Annotated in this window: 20 protein-coding genes; 12 read left to right on the top strand and 8 right to left on the bottom strand. The window is 41.2% G+C overall.

The genetic code is table 11. The annotated features are described in order from the left end of the window. Positions 1-420: 420 nt before the first annotated feature. From LW728_RS01250 to LW728_RS01200, 11 genes are all read left to right on the top strand, one after another. Positions 421-3,168 carry a type I restriction endonuclease subunit R gene (locus tag LW728_RS01250; RefSeq protein ID WP_287764807.1) on the top strand — a complete coding sequence of 916 codons (2,748 nt, stop codon included), beginning with the start codon at positions 421-423 and terminating at the stop codon, positions 3,166-3,168. A gap of 28 nt (positions 3,169-3,196) precedes the next feature. Beyond that, positions 3,197-3,367, top strand: a complete 171-nt coding sequence (locus tag LW728_RS01245) for a type II toxin-antitoxin system HicB family antitoxin (RefSeq protein ID WP_287764805.1) — start codon at positions 3,197-3,199, stop codon at positions 3,365-3,367. A 9-nt stretch (positions 3,368-3,376) separates the two neighbouring features. Continuing rightward, positions 3,377-3,775, top strand: coding sequence for a nucleotidyltransferase family protein (locus tag LW728_RS01240; RefSeq protein ID WP_151694700.1), 399 nt, complete (start codon positions 3,377-3,379; stop codon positions 3,773-3,775). After that, on the top strand, positions 3,772-4,116 hold the full coding sequence (locus LW728_RS01235) for a HepT-like ribonuclease domain-containing protein (protein ID WP_123230081.1): 345 nt from the start codon (positions 3,772-3,774) through the stop codon (positions 4,114-4,116). Before LW728_RS01240 ends, LW728_RS01235 begins: the two co-directional genes overlap by 4 nt. Positions 4,117-4,128: 12 nt before the next feature. After that, on the top strand, positions 4,129-5,613 hold the full coding sequence (locus LW728_RS01230; RefSeq protein WP_287764801.1) for a restriction endonuclease subunit S: 1,485 nt from the start codon (positions 4,129-4,131) through the stop codon (positions 5,611-5,613). Positions 5,614-5,978: 365 nt separating this feature from the next. After that, entirely contained in the window at positions 5,979-6,377 is a 399-nt protein-coding gene (locus LW728_RS01225; protein WP_002734461.1) for a GxxExxY protein, read from the top strand. A gap of 125 nt (positions 6,378-6,502) precedes the next feature. Continuing rightward, positions 6,503-6,763 carry a hypothetical protein gene (locus LW728_RS01220; RefSeq protein WP_002731890.1) on the top strand — a complete coding sequence of 87 codons (261 nt, stop codon included), beginning with the start codon at positions 6,503-6,505 and terminating at the stop codon, positions 6,761-6,763. Then, the gene (locus tag LW728_RS01215) at positions 6,750-7,070 is read left to right on the top strand and encodes a type II toxin-antitoxin system RelE family toxin (RefSeq protein ID WP_002733533.1); all 321 of its coding nucleotides are present in this window, start codon (positions 6,750-6,752) and stop codon (positions 7,068-7,070) included. The genes LW728_RS01220 and LW728_RS01215 overlap by 14 nt, the downstream gene beginning before the upstream one ends. Before the next feature lie 24 nt (positions 7,071-7,094). Next, a complete protein-coding gene (locus tag LW728_RS01210; RefSeq protein ID WP_287764798.1) occupies positions 7,095-8,582 on the top strand; it encodes a class I SAM-dependent DNA methyltransferase in 1,488 nt (495 codons plus the stop codon). A gap of 48 nt (positions 8,583-8,630) precedes the next feature. Continuing rightward, on the top strand, positions 8,631-8,933 hold the full coding sequence (locus tag LW728_RS01205) for a gamma-glutamyltransferase (RefSeq protein ID WP_223211080.1): 303 nt from the start codon (positions 8,631-8,633) through the stop codon (positions 8,931-8,933). A 12-nt stretch (positions 8,934-8,945) separates the two neighbouring features. Beyond that, positions 8,946-9,158 carry a gamma-glutamyltransferase gene (locus LW728_RS01200; protein ID WP_198285480.1) on the top strand — a complete coding sequence of 71 codons (213 nt, stop codon included), beginning with the start codon at positions 8,946-8,948 and terminating at the stop codon, positions 9,156-9,158. Between the two features lie 118 nt (positions 9,159-9,276). Here the strand turns inward: LW728_RS01200 and LW728_RS01195 are convergent, their stop codons facing one another. The 5 genes from LW728_RS01195 to LW728_RS01175 all read right to left on the bottom strand — a co-directional run bounded on the left by LW728_RS01195 (position 9,277) and on the right by LW728_RS01175 (position 15,335). Then, complete coding sequence (locus tag LW728_RS01195; protein ID WP_287764795.1) at positions 9,277-9,786, bottom strand: hypothetical protein; 510 nt, start codon at positions 9,784-9,786, stop codon at positions 9,277-9,279. Continuing rightward, on the bottom strand, positions 9,783-11,021 hold the full coding sequence (locus LW728_RS01190; protein ID WP_287764793.1) for an ATP-binding protein: 1,239 nt from the start codon (positions 11,019-11,021) through the stop codon (positions 9,783-9,785). Before LW728_RS01190 ends, LW728_RS01195 begins: the two co-directional genes overlap by 4 nt. A 243-nt stretch (positions 11,022-11,264) precedes the next feature. Continuing rightward, a complete protein-coding gene (locus LW728_RS01185; RefSeq protein ID WP_287764790.1) occupies positions 11,265-13,970 on the bottom strand; it encodes a phycobilisome rod-core linker polypeptide in 2,706 nt (901 codons plus the stop codon). Positions 13,971-14,144: 174 nt separating this feature from the next. Further along, positions 14,145-14,483: a divalent-cation tolerance protein CutA gene (cutA, locus tag LW728_RS01180; protein ID WP_287668537.1), complete on the bottom strand. Its 339-nt coding sequence runs from the start codon at positions 14,481-14,483 to the stop codon at positions 14,145-14,147. 144 nt (positions 14,484-14,627) lie between these two features. Next, positions 14,628-15,335, bottom strand: a complete 708-nt coding sequence (locus LW728_RS01175; RefSeq protein WP_287668539.1) for a Crp/Fnr family transcriptional regulator — start codon at positions 15,333-15,335, stop codon at positions 14,628-14,630. A gap of 55 nt (positions 15,336-15,390) precedes the next feature. Here LW728_RS01175 and LW728_RS01170 point away from each other — a divergent pair, with 55 nt between their 5' ends. Beyond that, the gene (locus LW728_RS01170) at positions 15,391-16,590 is read left to right on the top strand and encodes an acetate and sugar kinases/Hsc70/actin family protein (RefSeq protein ID WP_287764788.1); all 1,200 of its coding nucleotides are present in this window, start codon (positions 15,391-15,393) and stop codon (positions 16,588-16,590) included. Between the two features lie 91 nt (positions 16,591-16,681). Here LW728_RS01170 and LW728_RS01165 read toward each other — a convergent pair whose 3' ends face one another. Genes LW728_RS01165 through LW728_RS01155 form a run of 3 tightly spaced genes read right to left on the bottom strand, consistent with a single transcriptional unit; the run spans position 16,682 to position 17,813 of the window. Continuing rightward, on the bottom strand, positions 16,682-16,855 hold the full coding sequence (locus tag LW728_RS01165) for a type II toxin-antitoxin system HicB family antitoxin (RefSeq protein ID WP_287764785.1): 174 nt from the start codon (positions 16,853-16,855) through the stop codon (positions 16,682-16,684). A gap of 8 nt (positions 16,856-16,863) precedes the next feature. Next, positions 16,864-17,265, bottom strand: coding sequence for a hypothetical protein (locus LW728_RS01160; RefSeq protein ID WP_002758495.1), 402 nt, complete (start codon positions 17,263-17,265; stop codon positions 16,864-16,866). A 20-nt stretch (positions 17,266-17,285) separates the two neighbouring features. Further along, positions 17,286-17,813: a hypothetical protein gene (locus LW728_RS01155; protein ID WP_287764782.1), complete on the bottom strand. Its 528-nt coding sequence runs from the start codon at positions 17,811-17,813 to the stop codon at positions 17,286-17,288. Between the last annotated feature and the right edge of the window lie 55 nt (positions 17,814-17,868).

Genomic DNA, 17,868 nt, shown 5'->3' with positions numbered 1-17,868 from the left:
GTCAAGTTTACTACTGTTTAGCGGACTAAGCTGTACTGCATTTAAACTGCGTATTGAGAATTTTAGTACAAATGCTCGAACTGCCTCTTGCTGCTCCCCTGCAATCTTAACGAGTAATTTAGATAGTCAAGAGCTTACCACCTAAACTCGGTAGCTGGAAAAAGGTTAATTGTCTCAGTTGCTGATTTTAGCCTCTAGATTAATCATCGAGAATTGAGCAAGCGATCGCATTTATGATCTGATTTTAATTTATTGAGGGTCAGTAAGAATAGCGATAATTGACATTTCTTAAGACCTTATCTCCGACCACTGATAATTAATATTAAGATAAAAAAAAACTTTCTAAAATCTGCTTAGATAAAGATAAATATTGACATTTGCCGTTAAATTAGTCAGCTTATCGCGCCAAATTTGCTAACCATGCCTTCCAGCAATCAAACCCCAGAAAACCAATCGCGTGAACTGATTGACGAACAATTGCGTCAAGCGGGATGGTCTGTCCAAGATAAAAAAGAAATCAACTTCAATACCAGTTTGGGAGTGGCTATCAGGGAATATCGAACCGATACTGGATTCGCTGATTATGTCCTGTTTGTGGATAGAGAACCCGTCGGTATTATTGAGGCCAAACGAGAGGAAAAAGGCTTGTACTTAACGGTAGCGGAGGAACAATCAAACAAATACGCTAATAGTAAGCTGAAATATATCAATAACCGGCCCCTTAACTTTATTTACGAAAGCACAGGCAAGCTGACGCGCTTTACCAATCGCCGCGACCCGAAACCTCGTTCCCGTCTTGTTTTTTCCTTTCACCGACCGGAAACCCTGCAAGAATGGCAAGATAAACCCAAAAGCTTGCGGGATAAACTGCAAGATATTCCCCCCCTTGACCCGAATGGACTAAGAGAATGTCAAATTAAAGCTATTACCAACTTAGAAGCCTCCTTTAAGCGAAATTTTCCCCGGGCCTTGCTGCAGATGGCCACGGGAAGCGGCAAAACCTTCACCGCTATTACCGCTATTTATCGTCTCCTAAAGTTTGCCGATGCCAAACGGGTGTTATTTCTAGTCGATACCAAAAACTTAGGAGAACAAGCTGAACAGGAGTTTATGAGTTTTGTTCCCAATGATGATAACCGAAAATTTACCGAACTTTACAACGTTCAGCGATTATCCTCCAGTTATCTGGCCAAAGATGCTCAGGTCTGCATCTCAACCATTCAAAGACTGTATTCTATCCTTAAAGGCGAAAGTCTCGATGAGGCTGCCGAACAAACCAACCCGAATGAATTAGTACAAGGGAAACAACCGGTCCCCGTGGTCTATAATCCGAAAGTTCCTCTTGAATTCTTCGATTTTATCGTCATCGATGAGTGTCATCGCTCGATTTACAACGTTTGGCAACAGGTTTTATTATATTTCGACGCTTTTCTGATTGGTTTAACCGCCACTCCCGACGTGCGGACATTTGCCTTTTTCCATGAAAATGTGGTTAGTGAATACAGCTACAAACAAGCGGTAATGGACGGCGTAAACGTAGATTATCAAGTCTATACTATAGAAACGGAGATAACCAAGAATGGCGGGCGTATTCTCAGGGAATACATCGAAAAAAGGGAAAAATTAACCCGTGAAAAACGCTGGGTACAACCGGACGAGGATATTGTCTATACCGGCAAGCAACTTGACCGAGATGTGGTCAATCCCAGCCAAATACGCCAAATTATCCGCACCTTTCGCGATAAACTGCCAGAATTATTTCCCCATCGCCAAGAAGTCCCGAAAACCCTGATTTTTGCCAAGGATGACAGCCATGCTGACGATATTATTCAGATAGTCCGGGAAGAATTTAGCGAAGGGAACGATTTTTGCAAAAAAGTTACCTATAAATCGCCAGAAGACCCGAAATCTGTGCTTTCTCAGTTCAGAAATGAGTTTAATCCCCGTATCACCGTCACAGTCGATATGATTGCCACGGGAACCGATATTAAACCCCTTGAGTGTTTAATTTTTATGCGGGATGTCAAATCTCGAAACTACTACGAACAGATGAAAGGACGAGGTACACGCACCCTTGACCATGATGGTCTCAAAAAAGTCTCTCAATCCGCCCTTTCTGCCAAAACTCACTTTATTATCATCGATGCTGTCGGTGTGGAACAATCAGCCAAAACCGATAGCCGGCCCCTGGAAAGAAAATCCAGTGTCCCCTTAAAAGACCTGATGATGGGCATTATGATGGGAACAGACGATAGCGATGCCTATATCTCCCTAGCCTGTCGTTTTGCGCGATTAGAACGACAAATCACGCCAAAAGAAGCTGAAAAGATAAAAGAAATCACCGGAGGGGCAACTTTGGGAGATATGGCCAAAGCCCTGCTTAATGCCACAGACCCCGATAATATTGAGGATAGGGCCAAAGAAACCTATCAAACCACAAATCCGACCCCAGAACAGTTAAAAGCGGCGGAAAAAGCCCTTACTCGTGCGGCTGCCGGCTATTTGACTGGGGAATTGAGTCATTACCTTGAGAATGTGCGGAAAGTACACGAACAGTACATAGATACTCAGAATCTGGATAGGGTGACATTCTCAGGATGGAGTGAAGCGCAACGGATAGACAATCAAGCCCTAATAAATGACTTTACAGCCTTTATTGAGGCAAATAAGGACGAAATCACCGCCCTGCGTATCCTCTATAACCTGCCCTATCAACAGCGTCCCGTCACCTATAAAATGGTCAAGGAAGTCTTAGATATTCTCAAAAAAGACCGCCCCAACCTAGCGCCAGTGAGAGTATGGGCAGCCTATCAACAGATAGAAGCGGTGCCAAGCAATCCCACCAGTGAGTTAACAGCGTTAATTGCCCTAATCCGGCGTGTTATTGGCTTAGATGAGGTTTTAACCCCCCATGAAAAACGCATCGATAAAGCTTTTCAAACTTGGGTTTTTCAAAAACAGGCGGGCGCATCAGTAAAATTCAATCAAGAACAGATGCAATGGCTACGGGCCATCAAAGAACATATTATCAGTTCTTTTGCCTTAGAGCGAGAGGATTTGGACTATACCCCTTTTGATAGTATGGGGGGAATCGGTAAACTCCATCAGCTTTTTGGCGATGAGATGGAGGCTATTATCGAGGAATTAAACACCGCTTTAGTGGCATAAAATACGAAATCAAAAGGACTCCTAAATCATGAAACATAAAATCATTCTCTATCAATCCGAAGAAGGCTGCAGCGTCTGTTGTCCGGGGTTGCCCGGTTGTTGGTCCCAGGGAGAGACAGAGAAAGAAGGGTTAAGCAACATTCAAGACGCAATTACTGAATATTTGTCAGTTATTGAGGAATTATTTCCTAGAAATTAAGGAGTAAATATGACCTTACAAGATGTGATGGAATTAGCCAAGCAATTATCGCCGATGGATAAAAAATGCCTCGTTGAACAGCTTTCCTCTGAAGTTAAACCCGAAGAAGTTAAACCGAAAACTTTAGAGGAAATCAAAGCAATTTTAATCCTTTATAAGCCCTTTTTAATAGAGAGGTTTAAAATCCTTGAATTGGGACTTTTTGGTTCCTATGTCAGGGGAGAACAAACTAAAGATAGTGATGTGGATATTTTAGTAGAATTTTCCCAAGTCCCCACCTTATTTGATTTAGTAGAAATTGAGTATTTAATTAGTGATAAACTTGGTCTTCCTGTGGATTTAATTGATAAAAAATCCTTAAAAGCTGCCCTTCGTGAACAGATTCTCAATGAGACAGTTTATCTATGAAAAGGATTGTCAAAAATTATCTAGAGGATATTTTAAAATATGCTAAAATAATCCAAGAACAAACCATAAATTTATCTTTTGAGGAATTTGAACAAAATGAGGAGAGAGTTTTATCAGTGATGATGGCTTTGGCAATTATTGGGGAAGCGAGTAAAAATATTCCTGATGAGTTTCGCTGTCTCTATCCGCAAATAGAATGGCGGAAAATGGCAGGAATGCGAGATAAAATTATTCATGATTATTCAGAGGTTAGATTAATCACGCTTTGGCAAACATCCCAAGACAATATCCCTGATTTAATTGCAAAAATGACAACTATTATTAATCCTCAAGAGGAGTGATTTTTATTAATTATGACTGACTCAAACTCAAATTATTCAGATTTACCACAGGGGTGGAAAATTGTGCAGCTTCAAGACATAGCTGAGATTAATCCTAAATTACCCTATACAGATTTAGATGATAGCTTAACCGTTTCTTTTCTGCCAATGGCATCTGTTGAAGAAGTCTCAGGCAAATATGATTTATCTCAGACTCGTTTATATGGTGAAGTAAAAAAAGGATATACAGCATTTATAAATGGTGATATAATTTTTGCCAAAATAACGCCATGTATGGAAAACGGTAAAATAGCTATTGTAGAAAATCTTCAAAATGGTATTGGGTTTGGTTCTACAGAATTTCATGTTTCTAGAATAAAATTAGGATTAAATAAAAGATACTTATTTTATTATTTTACTCAGGCTTCTTTTAAGAGAGAAGCTAGGAGAAATATGACAGGAAGTGCAGGACAATTACGCGTTCCTAAAAAGTATTTTGAATCTGTTGAAATCCCACTTCCTCCCCTACCTGAACAACATCGAATTGTCGAGAAAATTGAAGAATTATTCTCAGAATTAGATGACGGGGTTGCATCCCTTAAAAAAGCGCTAGAACAACTAAAAACCTACCGTCAAGCAGTGTTAAAATGGGCATTTGAGGGCAAATTAACCGAAAAATGGCGCAACACACATCAAGACAGTCTAGAGGATGGTGATACCCTATTAGAACAGATTAAAGCTGAAAGAAAACGCCATTATCAGCAACAATTAGAAGACTGGAAACAAGCGCTTAAAGAATGGGAAAATAACGGCAAGGAAACCAAAAAACCCACCAAACCCCAACAACCAAAAGATTTACCTCCCCTCACCAAAGAAGAATTAAGCAATTTACCCAGTTTACCTAATGGTTGGATGTGGGTGAAATTGGAGGATATTACCAACATTACGGGAGGAATTGCAAAAAACTCCAAGAGAAATGCTCTGAGTATTAAGCTTCCATACTTGCGTGTTGCTAATGTATATGCGAATTTTTTAGACTTAAATGAAGTCTATGAAATTGGGTTAAGGCAGGAAGAAGTTGAAAAATTTTTATTAGTTAAAAATGATCTTTTGATTATAGAAGGTAATGGGAGTATTGACCAAATTGGTCGAGTTGCTATCTGGAATGATAAAATTAATCCTTGTGTTCATCAAAATCATGTAATTAAAGCTAGACCTCACACAAATACTAATCCTCTGTTTTCTCTATATTTTTTACTTTCTCATCAAGGTAGAAAATTTATAAAAAAACAAGCGGGTTCAACATCAGGTCTTTATACATTAAGCTTATCCAAAGTGAGAAATTTAAACATCCCTTTTTGCTCCCTCCAAGAACAAACCAAAATCGTGCAAGAAATCGAATCAAGATTATCAGTATGTGACCAATTAGAAGCCACCCTCACCGAGAACTTAGATAAAGCAGAAGCATTGCGCCAAAGCATCTTAAAACGGGCCTTTGAGGGGAAACTCGTACTATGATTAGGAATGATTAAATGAGGACTATGATTGAGGGATTGATGGGGTGATAAAGTGGTCAAAAAATCTGATACTTGTAGTAAAATCTAATCATAGCCAATCAAAAAATCACATAAATCACAGTACGGATTGATGGGGTGATAAAGTGGTCAAAAATCTGATATTTGTAGTAAAATCTAATCATAGACAATCAAAAAATCACATAAATCACAGTACGGGGGGTTAGAAAAATTATGTGACCCGTAGTAAAATCTAATCATAGCCAATCAAAAAATCACATAAATCACAGTACGGGGGGTTAGAAAAATTATGTGACCCGTAGTAAAATCTAATCATAGCCAATCAAAAAATCGTATCAAGTCAATAGCATGAGTTACGTTTCTTCTCAATATCCAGACAGCGAATTAACAGGTAAAATAATCGGTTGTGCCATGGAAGTACACCGCATACTAGGAAACGGCTTTCAGGAAAAAATCTATCAACGCGCCTTAGCCATAGAAATGACATATCAAGGAATTTCCTTTAGTCAAGAACACGAAATGAATATCATTTATAAAGGAACACATATCGGCACAAGACGAGTTGATTTTTTTGTAGAAGGAAGGATAATGTTAGAAATCAAAGCCGTCATTAAACTTGAAGATGTTCACCTCGCACAAGCCATTAATTATATAGAAATTTATAGACTTCCCATCGGTTTACTAATTAACTTTGGCTCAAGAAGCTTAGAATTTAAACGAGTCATGAAACCAAAACCAAAACCATGATTAGGAATCATTAAATGAGGACTATGATTGAGATAACTAATAGGATGCTCAATTCAAAAAATCTGATACTTGTAGCAAAATCTAATTATAGTCAATCAAACAACCACACAAAATATAGTACAGAAATGGCACAAGCAATTCGTCAAACCACCTTCGTTCAATCCGATGGAACAATAAAAATCGACACCCCCCAACTTCCCCAAGGGGCAAAAGTCGAAGTTATTGTCATCCTCGAAGACAATCCTCAAACCCTGTCAGCCGAAGCTTTAGCTATAGAAAGACTGCCCCAATTAGATAATCCCAGTCAATTAATTACTCTTATCGAAGCAGACCAAGAAATTGACGAAGATGAGCTAAAACAGTGGGTTGCCAATGAGCAAAGCTAAAAATCCTTATATTGTTCAAAGCGTCAAAGAATTACAAAATGACATCTCGCAATTACCGCCAAAACTGCAACAAAAATGGCAAAACTATCAAAAAATACTCGCCTTAGACCCCTATCAAACGTTAGGATTTCCTAGTCATAACTTAACAGGAAAACTCAAAGGATGTCGTGCCTTAGAAATCGATTGGAATGGAACCCCCTACCGTCTTGTTTATCGCATCCATGACAAACCTTCTCCTAAACGAGTGGTTATTCTAAGCTTTGCTGAACATGACCCTGCTTATGAAAAAGCCAAAAAACGCCAATAAAACCCTAATAAACAAACCAATGTCATGAATACCGCCTCAATTGTGTCAAAAGTTTGGAGTTTTTGTAACACCCTGCGGGATGATGGGGTCAGTTATGGGGACTACCTTGAACAACTCACCTACCTTCTATTCCTGAAAATGGCTGATGAATACGCCAAACCGCCCTATAATCGCAAAATCGGCATCCCCTTTGAATACGACTGGCAAAGTCTGCGGAGCAAACGAGGGGCCGACCTCGAAACTCATTACCTCGGCATATTACGCGAATTAGGGCAAAAAAAAGGCTTATTAGGGCAAATCTTCACCAAAGCTCAAAACAAAATCCAAGACCCTGCCAAACTGCTCAAAATCATCACCATGATAGATGAAGAAAACTGGGTGATGATGGAAACGGATGTCAAAGGCGACATATACGAAGGACTTCTAGAAAAAAACGCCGAAGACACCAAAAGCGGCGCCGGCCAATACTTCACCCCCCGGCCCTTGATTTGGGCCATGGTAGAATGCTTGCGTCCCCAACCCATGGCAACTATTGCTGACCCTGCCTGTGGAACCGGCGGCTTTTTTCTGGCAGCCTATAACTTTTTGGTCAAAAATCATCCCTTAGACCGAGAACAGAAAGAATTTCTCAAAAAAAGCACCTTTCACGGTAATGAAATCGTCGCCAATACAAGACGCCTGGCATTGATGAATATGTTTCTGCATAATATCGGCGATATTAACGATGAGCAATGCTTTATCGCCTCCACCGATGCTCTGATTGCTCCTTCTCCCCTTAGCGTCGATTATGTCCTTGCTAATCCCCCTTTCGGCAAAAAAAGCAGCCTAACTTTTACCAATGAAGACGGGGAACAGGACCGAGAAGACTTAACCTATAATCGTCAGGATTTTTGGGCAACCACTTCTAATAAACAACTCAACTTCGTCCAGCATATTCGTTCCATGCTCAAAAGCACAGGACAAGCTGCCGTGGTTGTCCCCGATAACGTCCTTTTCGAGGGTGGCGCCGGGGAAACCGTCCGCAAACAACTATTATCAACCACCGATTTGCATACTATCCTCAGATTACCCACCGGCGTATTTTATAAACAGGGAGTGAAAGCCAACGTCATCTTTTTTGATAATAAACCCGCCGCTAAAGACCCTTGGACAAAAGCTATCTGGTTTTATGACTTTCGCACCAATATTCACTTTACCCTCAAGAAAAACCCCTTAAAACCAGCCGATTTACAGGACTTCATCACCTGTTATCATCCCCAAAATCGTCATCAACGCAGCGAAACCTATTCAGAACAGAATCCCGAAGGACGTTGGCGAAAATTCACCTATGATGAGATTATCGCCAGGGATAAAACCAGCCTCGATATATTTTGGCTCAAAGATAAAAGTTTAACCGACCTTGACAACCTGCCTGACCCCGATGTGCTGGCTTTGGAGATTATGGAAAACCTCGAAGCTGGATTAGAAAGCTTTCGGACAATTGTGGACAGTTTAGAAGTCACCGAGACTTAATGCTTCCAACTTCCATCGGGGAAGGTGAGAAATTCTCGATTAATACACTTGTTCGCACCATTAATTCTACCAACAACCCCAGAAGGGAACCGTCTATCTGGCCACAAGCGATCGAGATTTTCTGGTATTGTAAAGTTTCAATCCAATTTTGATGGTTTTGCCATTGCTATTTTAGTCCCCCAGACGGGAATCGCCCTACATAACCGTGCTAGTGGTTTTACCCTCGAATTGGGTCATCCTAACCCCATTACCCCCGCTAAACGCCCTTTTCATCTGATTATCCCCAGTTTTCTCCGTTGGGATGATGGCAATTTTGATGGGTGCGCCGATGCCCCCCAAGTCCCCCGATAAATGGCGGTAAACATGGTTAACCATCATTTCAATCCTCAAACCGCCCTTGATGCCCCTAGATGGCGATTTTTACGGGGAAACAGCGTACTTTTAGAAAGGGGTGCAGCCCCCGAATTACTGCCCAGATTAACCCCCAGAGTCCATCAGGTGGCGATCGCAGATTCCTCCCATTTTGGCAAGGGTCAAATTATCCGGCAAATTGCGAACCTCGGTCCGATGGGTTAGCTTTGGGATATTGAGATAACGAAGGCGGTCGGCAGGGTGAGATTCAATATCAAACTAGGATATCTCTACACTCTAGAAAATAAATATCTTCAGAGCAAGGGAATCAAATAGAATTGAATCAGTCAATTTTGATGATATTTTGAATGATTAATCTAAACCCAGTTTCTTGGTGAAATTTTTCCATCCTCTCTGTTTGTGAAGTCTGAAAGGTAGGCTTTTTGTTATTGGCAATGTAGGCTTTTCTAGATGAATAATCCTCTATACCATGATTTTCAATAAATACCCGAATTGTGTTTCTTAGTTGCTCTTCTCCGTCTCCTACCCACCCCGAATTTTTCCCCTTTCGTTCTTTTAATTCTACAAAAATCAAACAATTAGCATAGGTCAGCATTCCATCACAGCGTTTATCCATACCACTACCATCGACTTTTCTAATTTCAATACATTTATCAATAGCGGTAAATGTCACTTCAATTTCTTGAGAGTTTTCCACAATAGCAATCCAATCCCTGGGATTTTCTGTATCTAAATAAGCGGGAGTTTCTGGGGGAAATGGCGGATCACAAATTCCAAATTTATGCCGAGGGGTTTGACTCTGACATTTTTTATCAAAGAAATTGATCTTCATAACTGTTCTTCGATTTCCAGTAAATCATCAAAAAGCTGATTTGTCTCTCCTAGGCAAAGATTGAGATAATTTTCATCAGAAGGTAAACCATTATATGTAGCAAGTTCTCGGATTTCTCCTTGCTCTGTTAATTCATATACAATAGCATCTTCTGCCGCTATACAAGAGGCTTTCGGGACAATTTGGTTGAGCTTTTCTTGGAGATAATCGGCGTTAGAAATCGCTGATGATAGGATTTTTTTAATAACTTTATCTGCTTTGATAGCTAGGGTTAGATCGTTGATAATATAAGGACTATGAGTAGTTAAAATTAGTTTATTTCCCTGGGTTAAATTGGCAAATTCAAATAATTTATATAAAATCTTTTTCTGAGATTGAGGAAATAGATTCTGCTCGATTTCTTCCACAATATTTACAAAACACTCATTGCGGTATTTAGAAGATAATACTTCTAGTGCCGCCTTTTTTAGGTTATCGGAAAGATTATCATTAGAGATAATTTTCTCGATTTCCATTTTTAATCTTTTTTGCTCCTCTCCACTGAGTTCATTGCCGGAAGTTTCTTGAGTTCGATTAATCGATAAAGCAATATTTCGAGAAACGAGAAATAAAGGAACAAAAGACTGAAAACCACTGGAAGCTTCTGATAGATTTAGTTGATAATCACTACCCACAATCTTGGCCAGTCTATTGAGTTTATCAAATTCCAATTTAACCTCACCTACTGGCAAAGTCAAACTGCCAGATAATTCCTGTTGTGAGCGATCCAATTCTTCCCAGAAAGTATATAATGATTCTGGCAGTCCTTTGAGTTTTTCTGGCCATCTTACTGCACTCAAAAAGTTTCGCTCTGCTGGTACATACATAATTTTTGGTACTCGATACTTTGAATTATCAGTACGCTCGATCGATAATTTAGCATTTTCAAAACTAATTCGATAAACATCTCCATTGTATTCAATTTGGGTTTCGGGTAAAAAGTAATTGGTTAAATTTTGGTATTGACAAAAAGATTTAACAAAACGATTATATTTAGTCACATATTTTTCCTCTAAATCTCCACGATATAGAGCTTTTTCCAACCAGCTTAATGTTGATATTAATTTAGCAATGCTACTTTTTCCAGTTCCTTGATTACCGATAAAAATCGTTACTTTCCGAACGTCGATAAAACCATCATTTTCTACTAAACCCGCCTTAATTGGACCGAAGTCTTTAACTTTAATTTGGCTCATTGTTATCCCCTTGATTGACGATAAGTAGCTGGTTATAATTAAATTAAAAATGGATTTTAGGTTCGATCCCCCCTTAGTCCCCCCTTGATAAGGGGGGTGCCGATCCCCCCTTAGTCCCCCCTTGATAAGGGGGGCATCTGATAATTTTTAACGCCTACCTACTTAATAAATTTTGGCCAGTAATTTGTCCTGAAAAAAAGCTCGTGTTGAACACGAGCTAAATTAACTAACTTCAAGGACTAATTAGCCACCGACTTTAACTACCGGTTTAAAACTGGGAACCACCAGTTCACTATCCTGTTTAGTCAGCTTATTGTATAAGCGTTCCGTATTGGGGAAATTCGCGGCCGGTAGAGTCGGGAAACGACGATAGGGAACCGTATCTTCACCAAATAATTGTAGGTATTCCATGCTATTAACCATGGCACCAATAAAGGCCTTTAATCCCTTAGTTGCCAGAATTTGGTTATATTTCTGGATTTCTTTTTGATTCAAGGGAGCGCGACCTAAGAAGTGCTTGGTTCCCAATTCAATTACTTTCGTATTCGGATAGGGAGCATAGAATTCTTTCAGGTAAAGATCCGAACCACCTAAACCCTCAATAAACTCTTTCACCGTGATCTCAGCATTGCTTAATTTACTCTCTAAAGCGGTAAATTCGGCATTGATGATATAGGGTTCGAGATCCCGTTCAAAAATCTGACGATAGGCGGCGCGAACAGTATTTTGTACGGCAACTTTATCGAGATTAGTTAACAGTTTAAAGACCTTAGTTTGTTCCCGTTGAACCGTGACACCTTGACCGACACGAGATTGAATATCGGGTTCAGTGCGAATCGAGACCGAAGGTGTACCCAATTCAATAAAGCGCGGGGTTTCCTCTTTATCAACTCTTTGGCCGATATCTTCGCGGAGATTGCCCAAACGCACCATCCGTAACTGCATCCCTTGGGGAGTTAGATAGCGCTCGTAGGGAACCGTATCTTCGCCAAAAGCTTCCGTATATTCAGGACTATCGATCAGAGCATCGATTAAAGCATAGAAGCCTTTTTTCGAGCAGATATCGAAGTATTGATTCATTTCCTGACGACCGTAGGTGGGACGACCGAGCAGACGACGGTGAATATATTCGATCGCTTTCACCACATAGAGAGGAGTCCAGTAGATTTTCCGGAAAGCCTCGGATTTAGCTAGGGTTTTGATAAACTCGCGCAGAGTAATATCGCCATTTTCTAGCTTAATCTCGGCCACGGATAAACGCTGACCTTCGTAGGGCATTCGACCGAAAACCTGACGATAAGCCGCTAAAATCACTCTTTGGGTGGAACTTTCGCCAAATTTAACGCTCACCCCATTACTAGAACCGGGTAACTCGTTATTGAGACGGAAAACTTTCGGTCCCAAAGTACCGGGGAATTCACCTCGGGCGCCGGGGTTGCTATTTTGGTTATTAGTAGCAGGTCCGCGGTGGATGAGGATACGTTTGCTATCTTTACCGAAGGGAGCGGGACTAGAACTAGGTTCGCGGGTTTCTTTCGGGAAAATTGCCCCAAATTGGATTTCTAGGGGGTCATTTCCGGAACCGTAAACGTGCTGATCCGGTAAGGGGCGATCGTATTTAGCAAAGGTGGTGATAAATTGGGGAACTTTGCGGAAAGGTGCGCTGTAGTTAAACAGGTCGATCTGCATCCCCCAGTTACGACATTCCTGTGCTTCTGCACCCAAACCCCGGAGATAGGGAACGGTTTCTTCGCCGAAATAGTCGGAATATTCCTGAGAATCGACTAAAGCATCGATTAACGCCGCTAAACCCCCGCTAGAGACGATCGAGAAGTATTTCTGCACTTCTTCCCGGGAGGAAGGACCGCGACCGAGGAAATGACGGAAAGCCAATTCTAGGGCGCGACTATTGATAAAAGGTTCAAAGAACTGTTTGCGGTAGAGAGGCGATTTACCGAGACGACGGACGAATTCTTTCATCGAGATGTCGCCGTTTTTCACCTTCGATTCTAGGTCAGAAATGGACTGACTGTAGGCGCGGGTGATGTCCCGTTCAAAAATTTGTCTGTAGGCGGCCTTGATAATCGAAGATTTTTCCGACTCTGATAAACCGGTTTTCATGACAAACTTTTGCCGTTTTTCGGCGGCGTTGTAGTAGCTTTGGGGAAGACTTAAACCCTGTTGGTCACTACTGGGACGCTGACGCAGTTTATTAGAGGGGGTGGGGGCTTTTAATTCCCCCAGTAGGATATTGAAATAGTCACTGATTAAAGTGGCCGCATCCTTGTCTCTTTGGAAATACTCGATCGAAGCGGACCGCATTTCCTGTAGGGCCACGATGGTGGCATCAATGGAACAGGCATTTTCGAGAACTTCCCTTAAACCGCGAGTATTAACGATCAGGATACTGGTATCACCAGCCACGATCGCGTATGTAATGTAACGCAGGAACCAGGATAAATCCCGGAGGGACTTCTGCATATTGCTCGGACCGTAACGAGAGACGTTAATCGGTCGGAATCCGGGGGGAATCGGGCCGCTAGAGGCGAAAATCCCTTTTAAGCCACCGAGGAAGCCACCACCGCCACCGGAGCCGCTTTCCGCGTAGGTAACGGTTCCTAATTTCATCCCTTCCTGGACGTTGATAACTTTACCCGCACCCACCAGGGCCATTTCTTCCACGGGGGGTTTTTCTAGGTAGGCCATGGGTGAACCGCCGGTAAAAATCCGGTTAGCTGCCCGCGAGACGATCAGATCGGAGTTCCGGGTGAGCGTTTGGGCAATATCTAAGCGCTTGCTCCCCGATTGGAAGTAGGCGATCAGTTCATTGAGTTCGGGTTTATCGAGAAAGCGGTCTTGTTGTTCTGCTTGGGTAATGGCAGATACTGGGACGGTTTGATAGAGTTGGGGACGCGCTAAGGAGCTGCCACCGCTTGCCTTAAGACTCATTGGATTTTAACTATCTCCCTTGACGATGTGCTGAGTTCTCCAATCGTGGAGGCGATCGGTCTTAAAACCAGATGTTTAAAAATTTAATCAGCATCTAGATTAAAACTTTTTGCGCTTCCTGAGATAGTTTATTAAGAATTATATAGATTTTTTTCGCTAAAGTTGCCGATTGGTCTATTCTGACACCCTACCCGTATGGGAGGCTAACCAGTCTAAATAGGTCTGAGAACCCGCCACAATCGGTAAAGCGATGATTTCTGGGACTGCATAGGTATGAAGTTCCTGTATCTTCGCCGATAACTGCTCAAACTGCTTTAAATCGCTTTTAATCGCTAATTGCCATTCGCTCTCGTTTTCAATCTGTCCCTGCCAACGATAAATGGAACGAATCGGGTAAATACTGACACAAGCTGCCAAGCGCTCGTTAAGTAAGGCGATCGCTAGGTATTCCGCTTCCGTTTCGCTGGCCGTTGTCACCAGCACCACTCCAAAACCGGTTAATTTTTCAGTCATAAGTAGTCGTGCAAAATAAATTTCCTAGTGAAGATAGGCAATAGGCAATAGGCAAAAGGCAAAAGGCAAAAGGAGGAATAGATAATCAGTCTTTAATAACTGGATTTAGTATGATAACTGATAACTGATAACTGATAACTGAATTTAGGTGATCGCTTTTTCTAAAGCGGCCAGATCAGGAATACAGAGAGATTGCTGCTCTCGTTGAATCAGGCCTTTTTTCTCCAATTTGGTCAAGGAGCGGGTCACGGTTTCCCGGGCCAGGCCACTAATACCACTCAATTCCCGGTGAGGTAAATTGGGAATTACTGTACCCTGGTAGCTTTTTTCTCCTTGACCTTCGGCTAAAAAGAGTAAAGTATCGGCGACTCTGGAGAGACTATCGGCCTCGCGTAAACGTAAACGCCGGTTAACTTGACGCAAACGCTTGGCCATTAACTGAGAAAGACGAATTCCCGCTAAAGGCTCCGATTTGAGCAGATTAACAAAATCTTGGGCGGGAATACTGCTAATTGTGGCCGTGGTTAAGGTGATAGCATCAGTGGAACGGGGAGATTCTTCTAAAGCGGCCATTTCTCCGAGTATTTCCCCTTTACCGACGATATTTAAGGTGACTTCTTTACCCGACATATCGTAAGTACGAATTTTCACCCAACCATCCAGAATAAAGTAAACCGAACCACCCCAATCATTTTCTAATAAAATCGCCCGATTAGCAGGATGAGTGCGGGTGACAGCATGAAAAGTAACTTGATCGAGGGTTTCAGGGGGCAAACCGACCAATAAAGTGGCTGTATCTAATAATTTTTGAATCTCTGCTGATTTTTCCGCAGGATAGCGTTTTTCTTCCATGGTTTAATATTTAAATTTTGTTCGTTTTAAGTGGGTGATTCTACAATAGACAGTTGTGGGTATTTTTAATTATCTAGTGACCGATAAACAGGATTTTTCCTCCCTACTGACCGAGATCGATCGGATTCTTGCCAAGGTGATTTCCTCTCTAGTTAACCCGCAAGAAGTTACTTCCGAGACAATTATCGCCACTCGTCAACATTTAGAATCGGCCAAAGCGCTTCTTTTTCCTTTATTATCCCCCGCTCGAACCCCTGAAGTTGCCCGTTGGTCCCTGGGAATGGAGGTACAACCACCAGGGGTGAAAATCGTCTTTTTTCGGGAAAGCCAAGGACTGATTGATTTTTATCCTCTTTCTTGGAGTCTGGCAACGGGAACAAGCGATCTCTTACCCTGCCATCAGGTGGAAGAATATCTAATTAGCTGGCTATCTAATCGGGATTTTAGCACCGATTCTTGGCTCTGGGAAGCCTTAGAGCGATTAGAAGCTATCATTATTACCGATGACGGGGAAACCCCCACGGATGACCTAAAAAAAGCCCTTCTCAGAGCGCAACTAATACCCCCCGATTGCCTATCTAGTTTAGAAACAGCGATCGCTACTGCTCTGGCCTATATTCCCACTAGCGACCAACCTCAACCCCAAACCCTACTTGTTATCGAAGGTAAACGAGAGACTACCACTTTAGCGCTGCTGGAAGTCCCACCGCAAACTTGCTCTTTATCCCGTCAAGCGATCGCTCTGAGCCATTTTAACTACGGGGAAAACACCTATGAACAGGCCATACTCTCTCAGTTAATTTATCCTCTCTGGCGTTCTTTTTTGCCGCTTTCCCTCGCCGATCTCACCGATACTAATCCCTTAAAAAAATCTTTACTGGCAGCCGCTAGATTAACCAAATTAATCCTCCAAGAAGAAATCGAATTTACCTCCTCTCTAGCCGGTCATACTTGGACTGTCAGTCGCAGGGACTTAAATAAGAAGGTGATTGCACCATATCTAGATAATTTAAAACAGAAAGTTAATGATTTGTTAGAAAAACAGCAAAAAAGTCTTAAAGATATCGATCGAATAATTTTTAGCGGTAATTTTTTCTTGACTATTTGGCCCTATTTCTTAACAGAAATTCAGCAAGAATTTGCTGGCTGCCATCTAGAAGCCCCCAACCAAGAGACCTTCTCACCAGCAATCATGGGTTTGGGTCGTCTCTGTTTATTTTCGGATCTTAGAGGTCAGAAGGTCAATAATGCTTAAAAAATCGCATCGCCGCAACAATTTACGGGGATATTTTTTTATCTTTTAGAAAACATGGGAATATCTTTTTTATCACTAAAATAAACTGTCTCTATCCAAATTCGCTCGCTTCTTCAATATGAATAATCCCTTCCTCTAAAGTTTTACTATGAGTCATACATCCGGGTAAATCGGGAATTAACGCCGTGTATCCGCCTTCTTCTTCGGGATAAATTGAAATCGGATATTTAAGAGATAAAAAGTATTCTAATATTGGTTGTTCCATCGATAGATCTAAATAGGTTTGACTAAATCGCCAACTTGAGCATTATCAAAAGGTTTTAATTCATCGGATTCTACCACTTCAGATTTATAACTCCTCAATCCCAAAGAAGAATTTTCTATTCTTTTTCTATAAGTTTTTTTCTGATCGGTTTCAATTATAGATATTTTATCTTGAACGAAAATAATTCTTCCCGTACCTCTTACTAATTCGAGAAACCCTAAAGATTCGCCAGTATGCGGATCTAATATTTCTTCGTCATCGATACGATAAACCATCATTCTTTGACCTTCTCGAATTCCGTTCTGTTCACCTCTATTCATTACTAATTTATAGTCGTCAATAACCTTAACGACCGTGGCAGGAAAAGTTCCTTTGGGGGATAAAAGGGGAATTTCTGTGACGTTTTCCATAATTTCCTCTGCAGGTTTAATTATTTTTTATAAATACTCGGTTTGACTTTGATTCTTTGAATAATTTTGTCTTCGTTATTAGCTAATCTGTCTAAAACATTTTGATAGCCCGCTTCTGGCTGGTCGAGAACTGTCTGTATTTTTTGATCGCTTTGTACATTTTTAACAACCCCCTCACCGATTAATACTTCAAACCCATCTTCGTCCGTATAGTAAAACGATATCATTAGTTGAGCGGCAAATAAATTGGAGGCTTCGAGTAAGCATTGAATATTATTATTTGCGTCCTTTTGAACTCGTAGGATTTTCGGAATAATATTTTGCTTGACTCTTTGATATTCTTCTAGTGCCGTTTGTAACGCCTTACATAGAGTAGCTATAGCTAATATAGCTATCGTGATTATAACAAAAAGAACCACTAGAGGAATAGGTGTCTGCCCAGCAAATACCCACGCAAGTAAACTAGCGACAAAACCCAGGAATCCCAGCACCAATGACTGAATTCCTAAAAAACTAGACCAAATTAACCCCCAAAAGTTATTTTTCATGTTTGTTCAAAACTCAAGAGACCGGTGATTAGCCAGTCTCTCAAGTCTTATCTAT

It is taken from the genome of Microcystis sp. 49638_E5 (assembly GCF_021300285.1).
Classification (GTDB): domain Bacteria; phylum Cyanobacteriota; class Cyanobacteriia; order Cyanobacteriales; family Microcystaceae; genus Microcystis; species Microcystis aeruginosa_C.
Note: the sequence above shows the minus strand (reverse complement) of the source record. Positions and strands in the feature narration are given on the sequence as shown.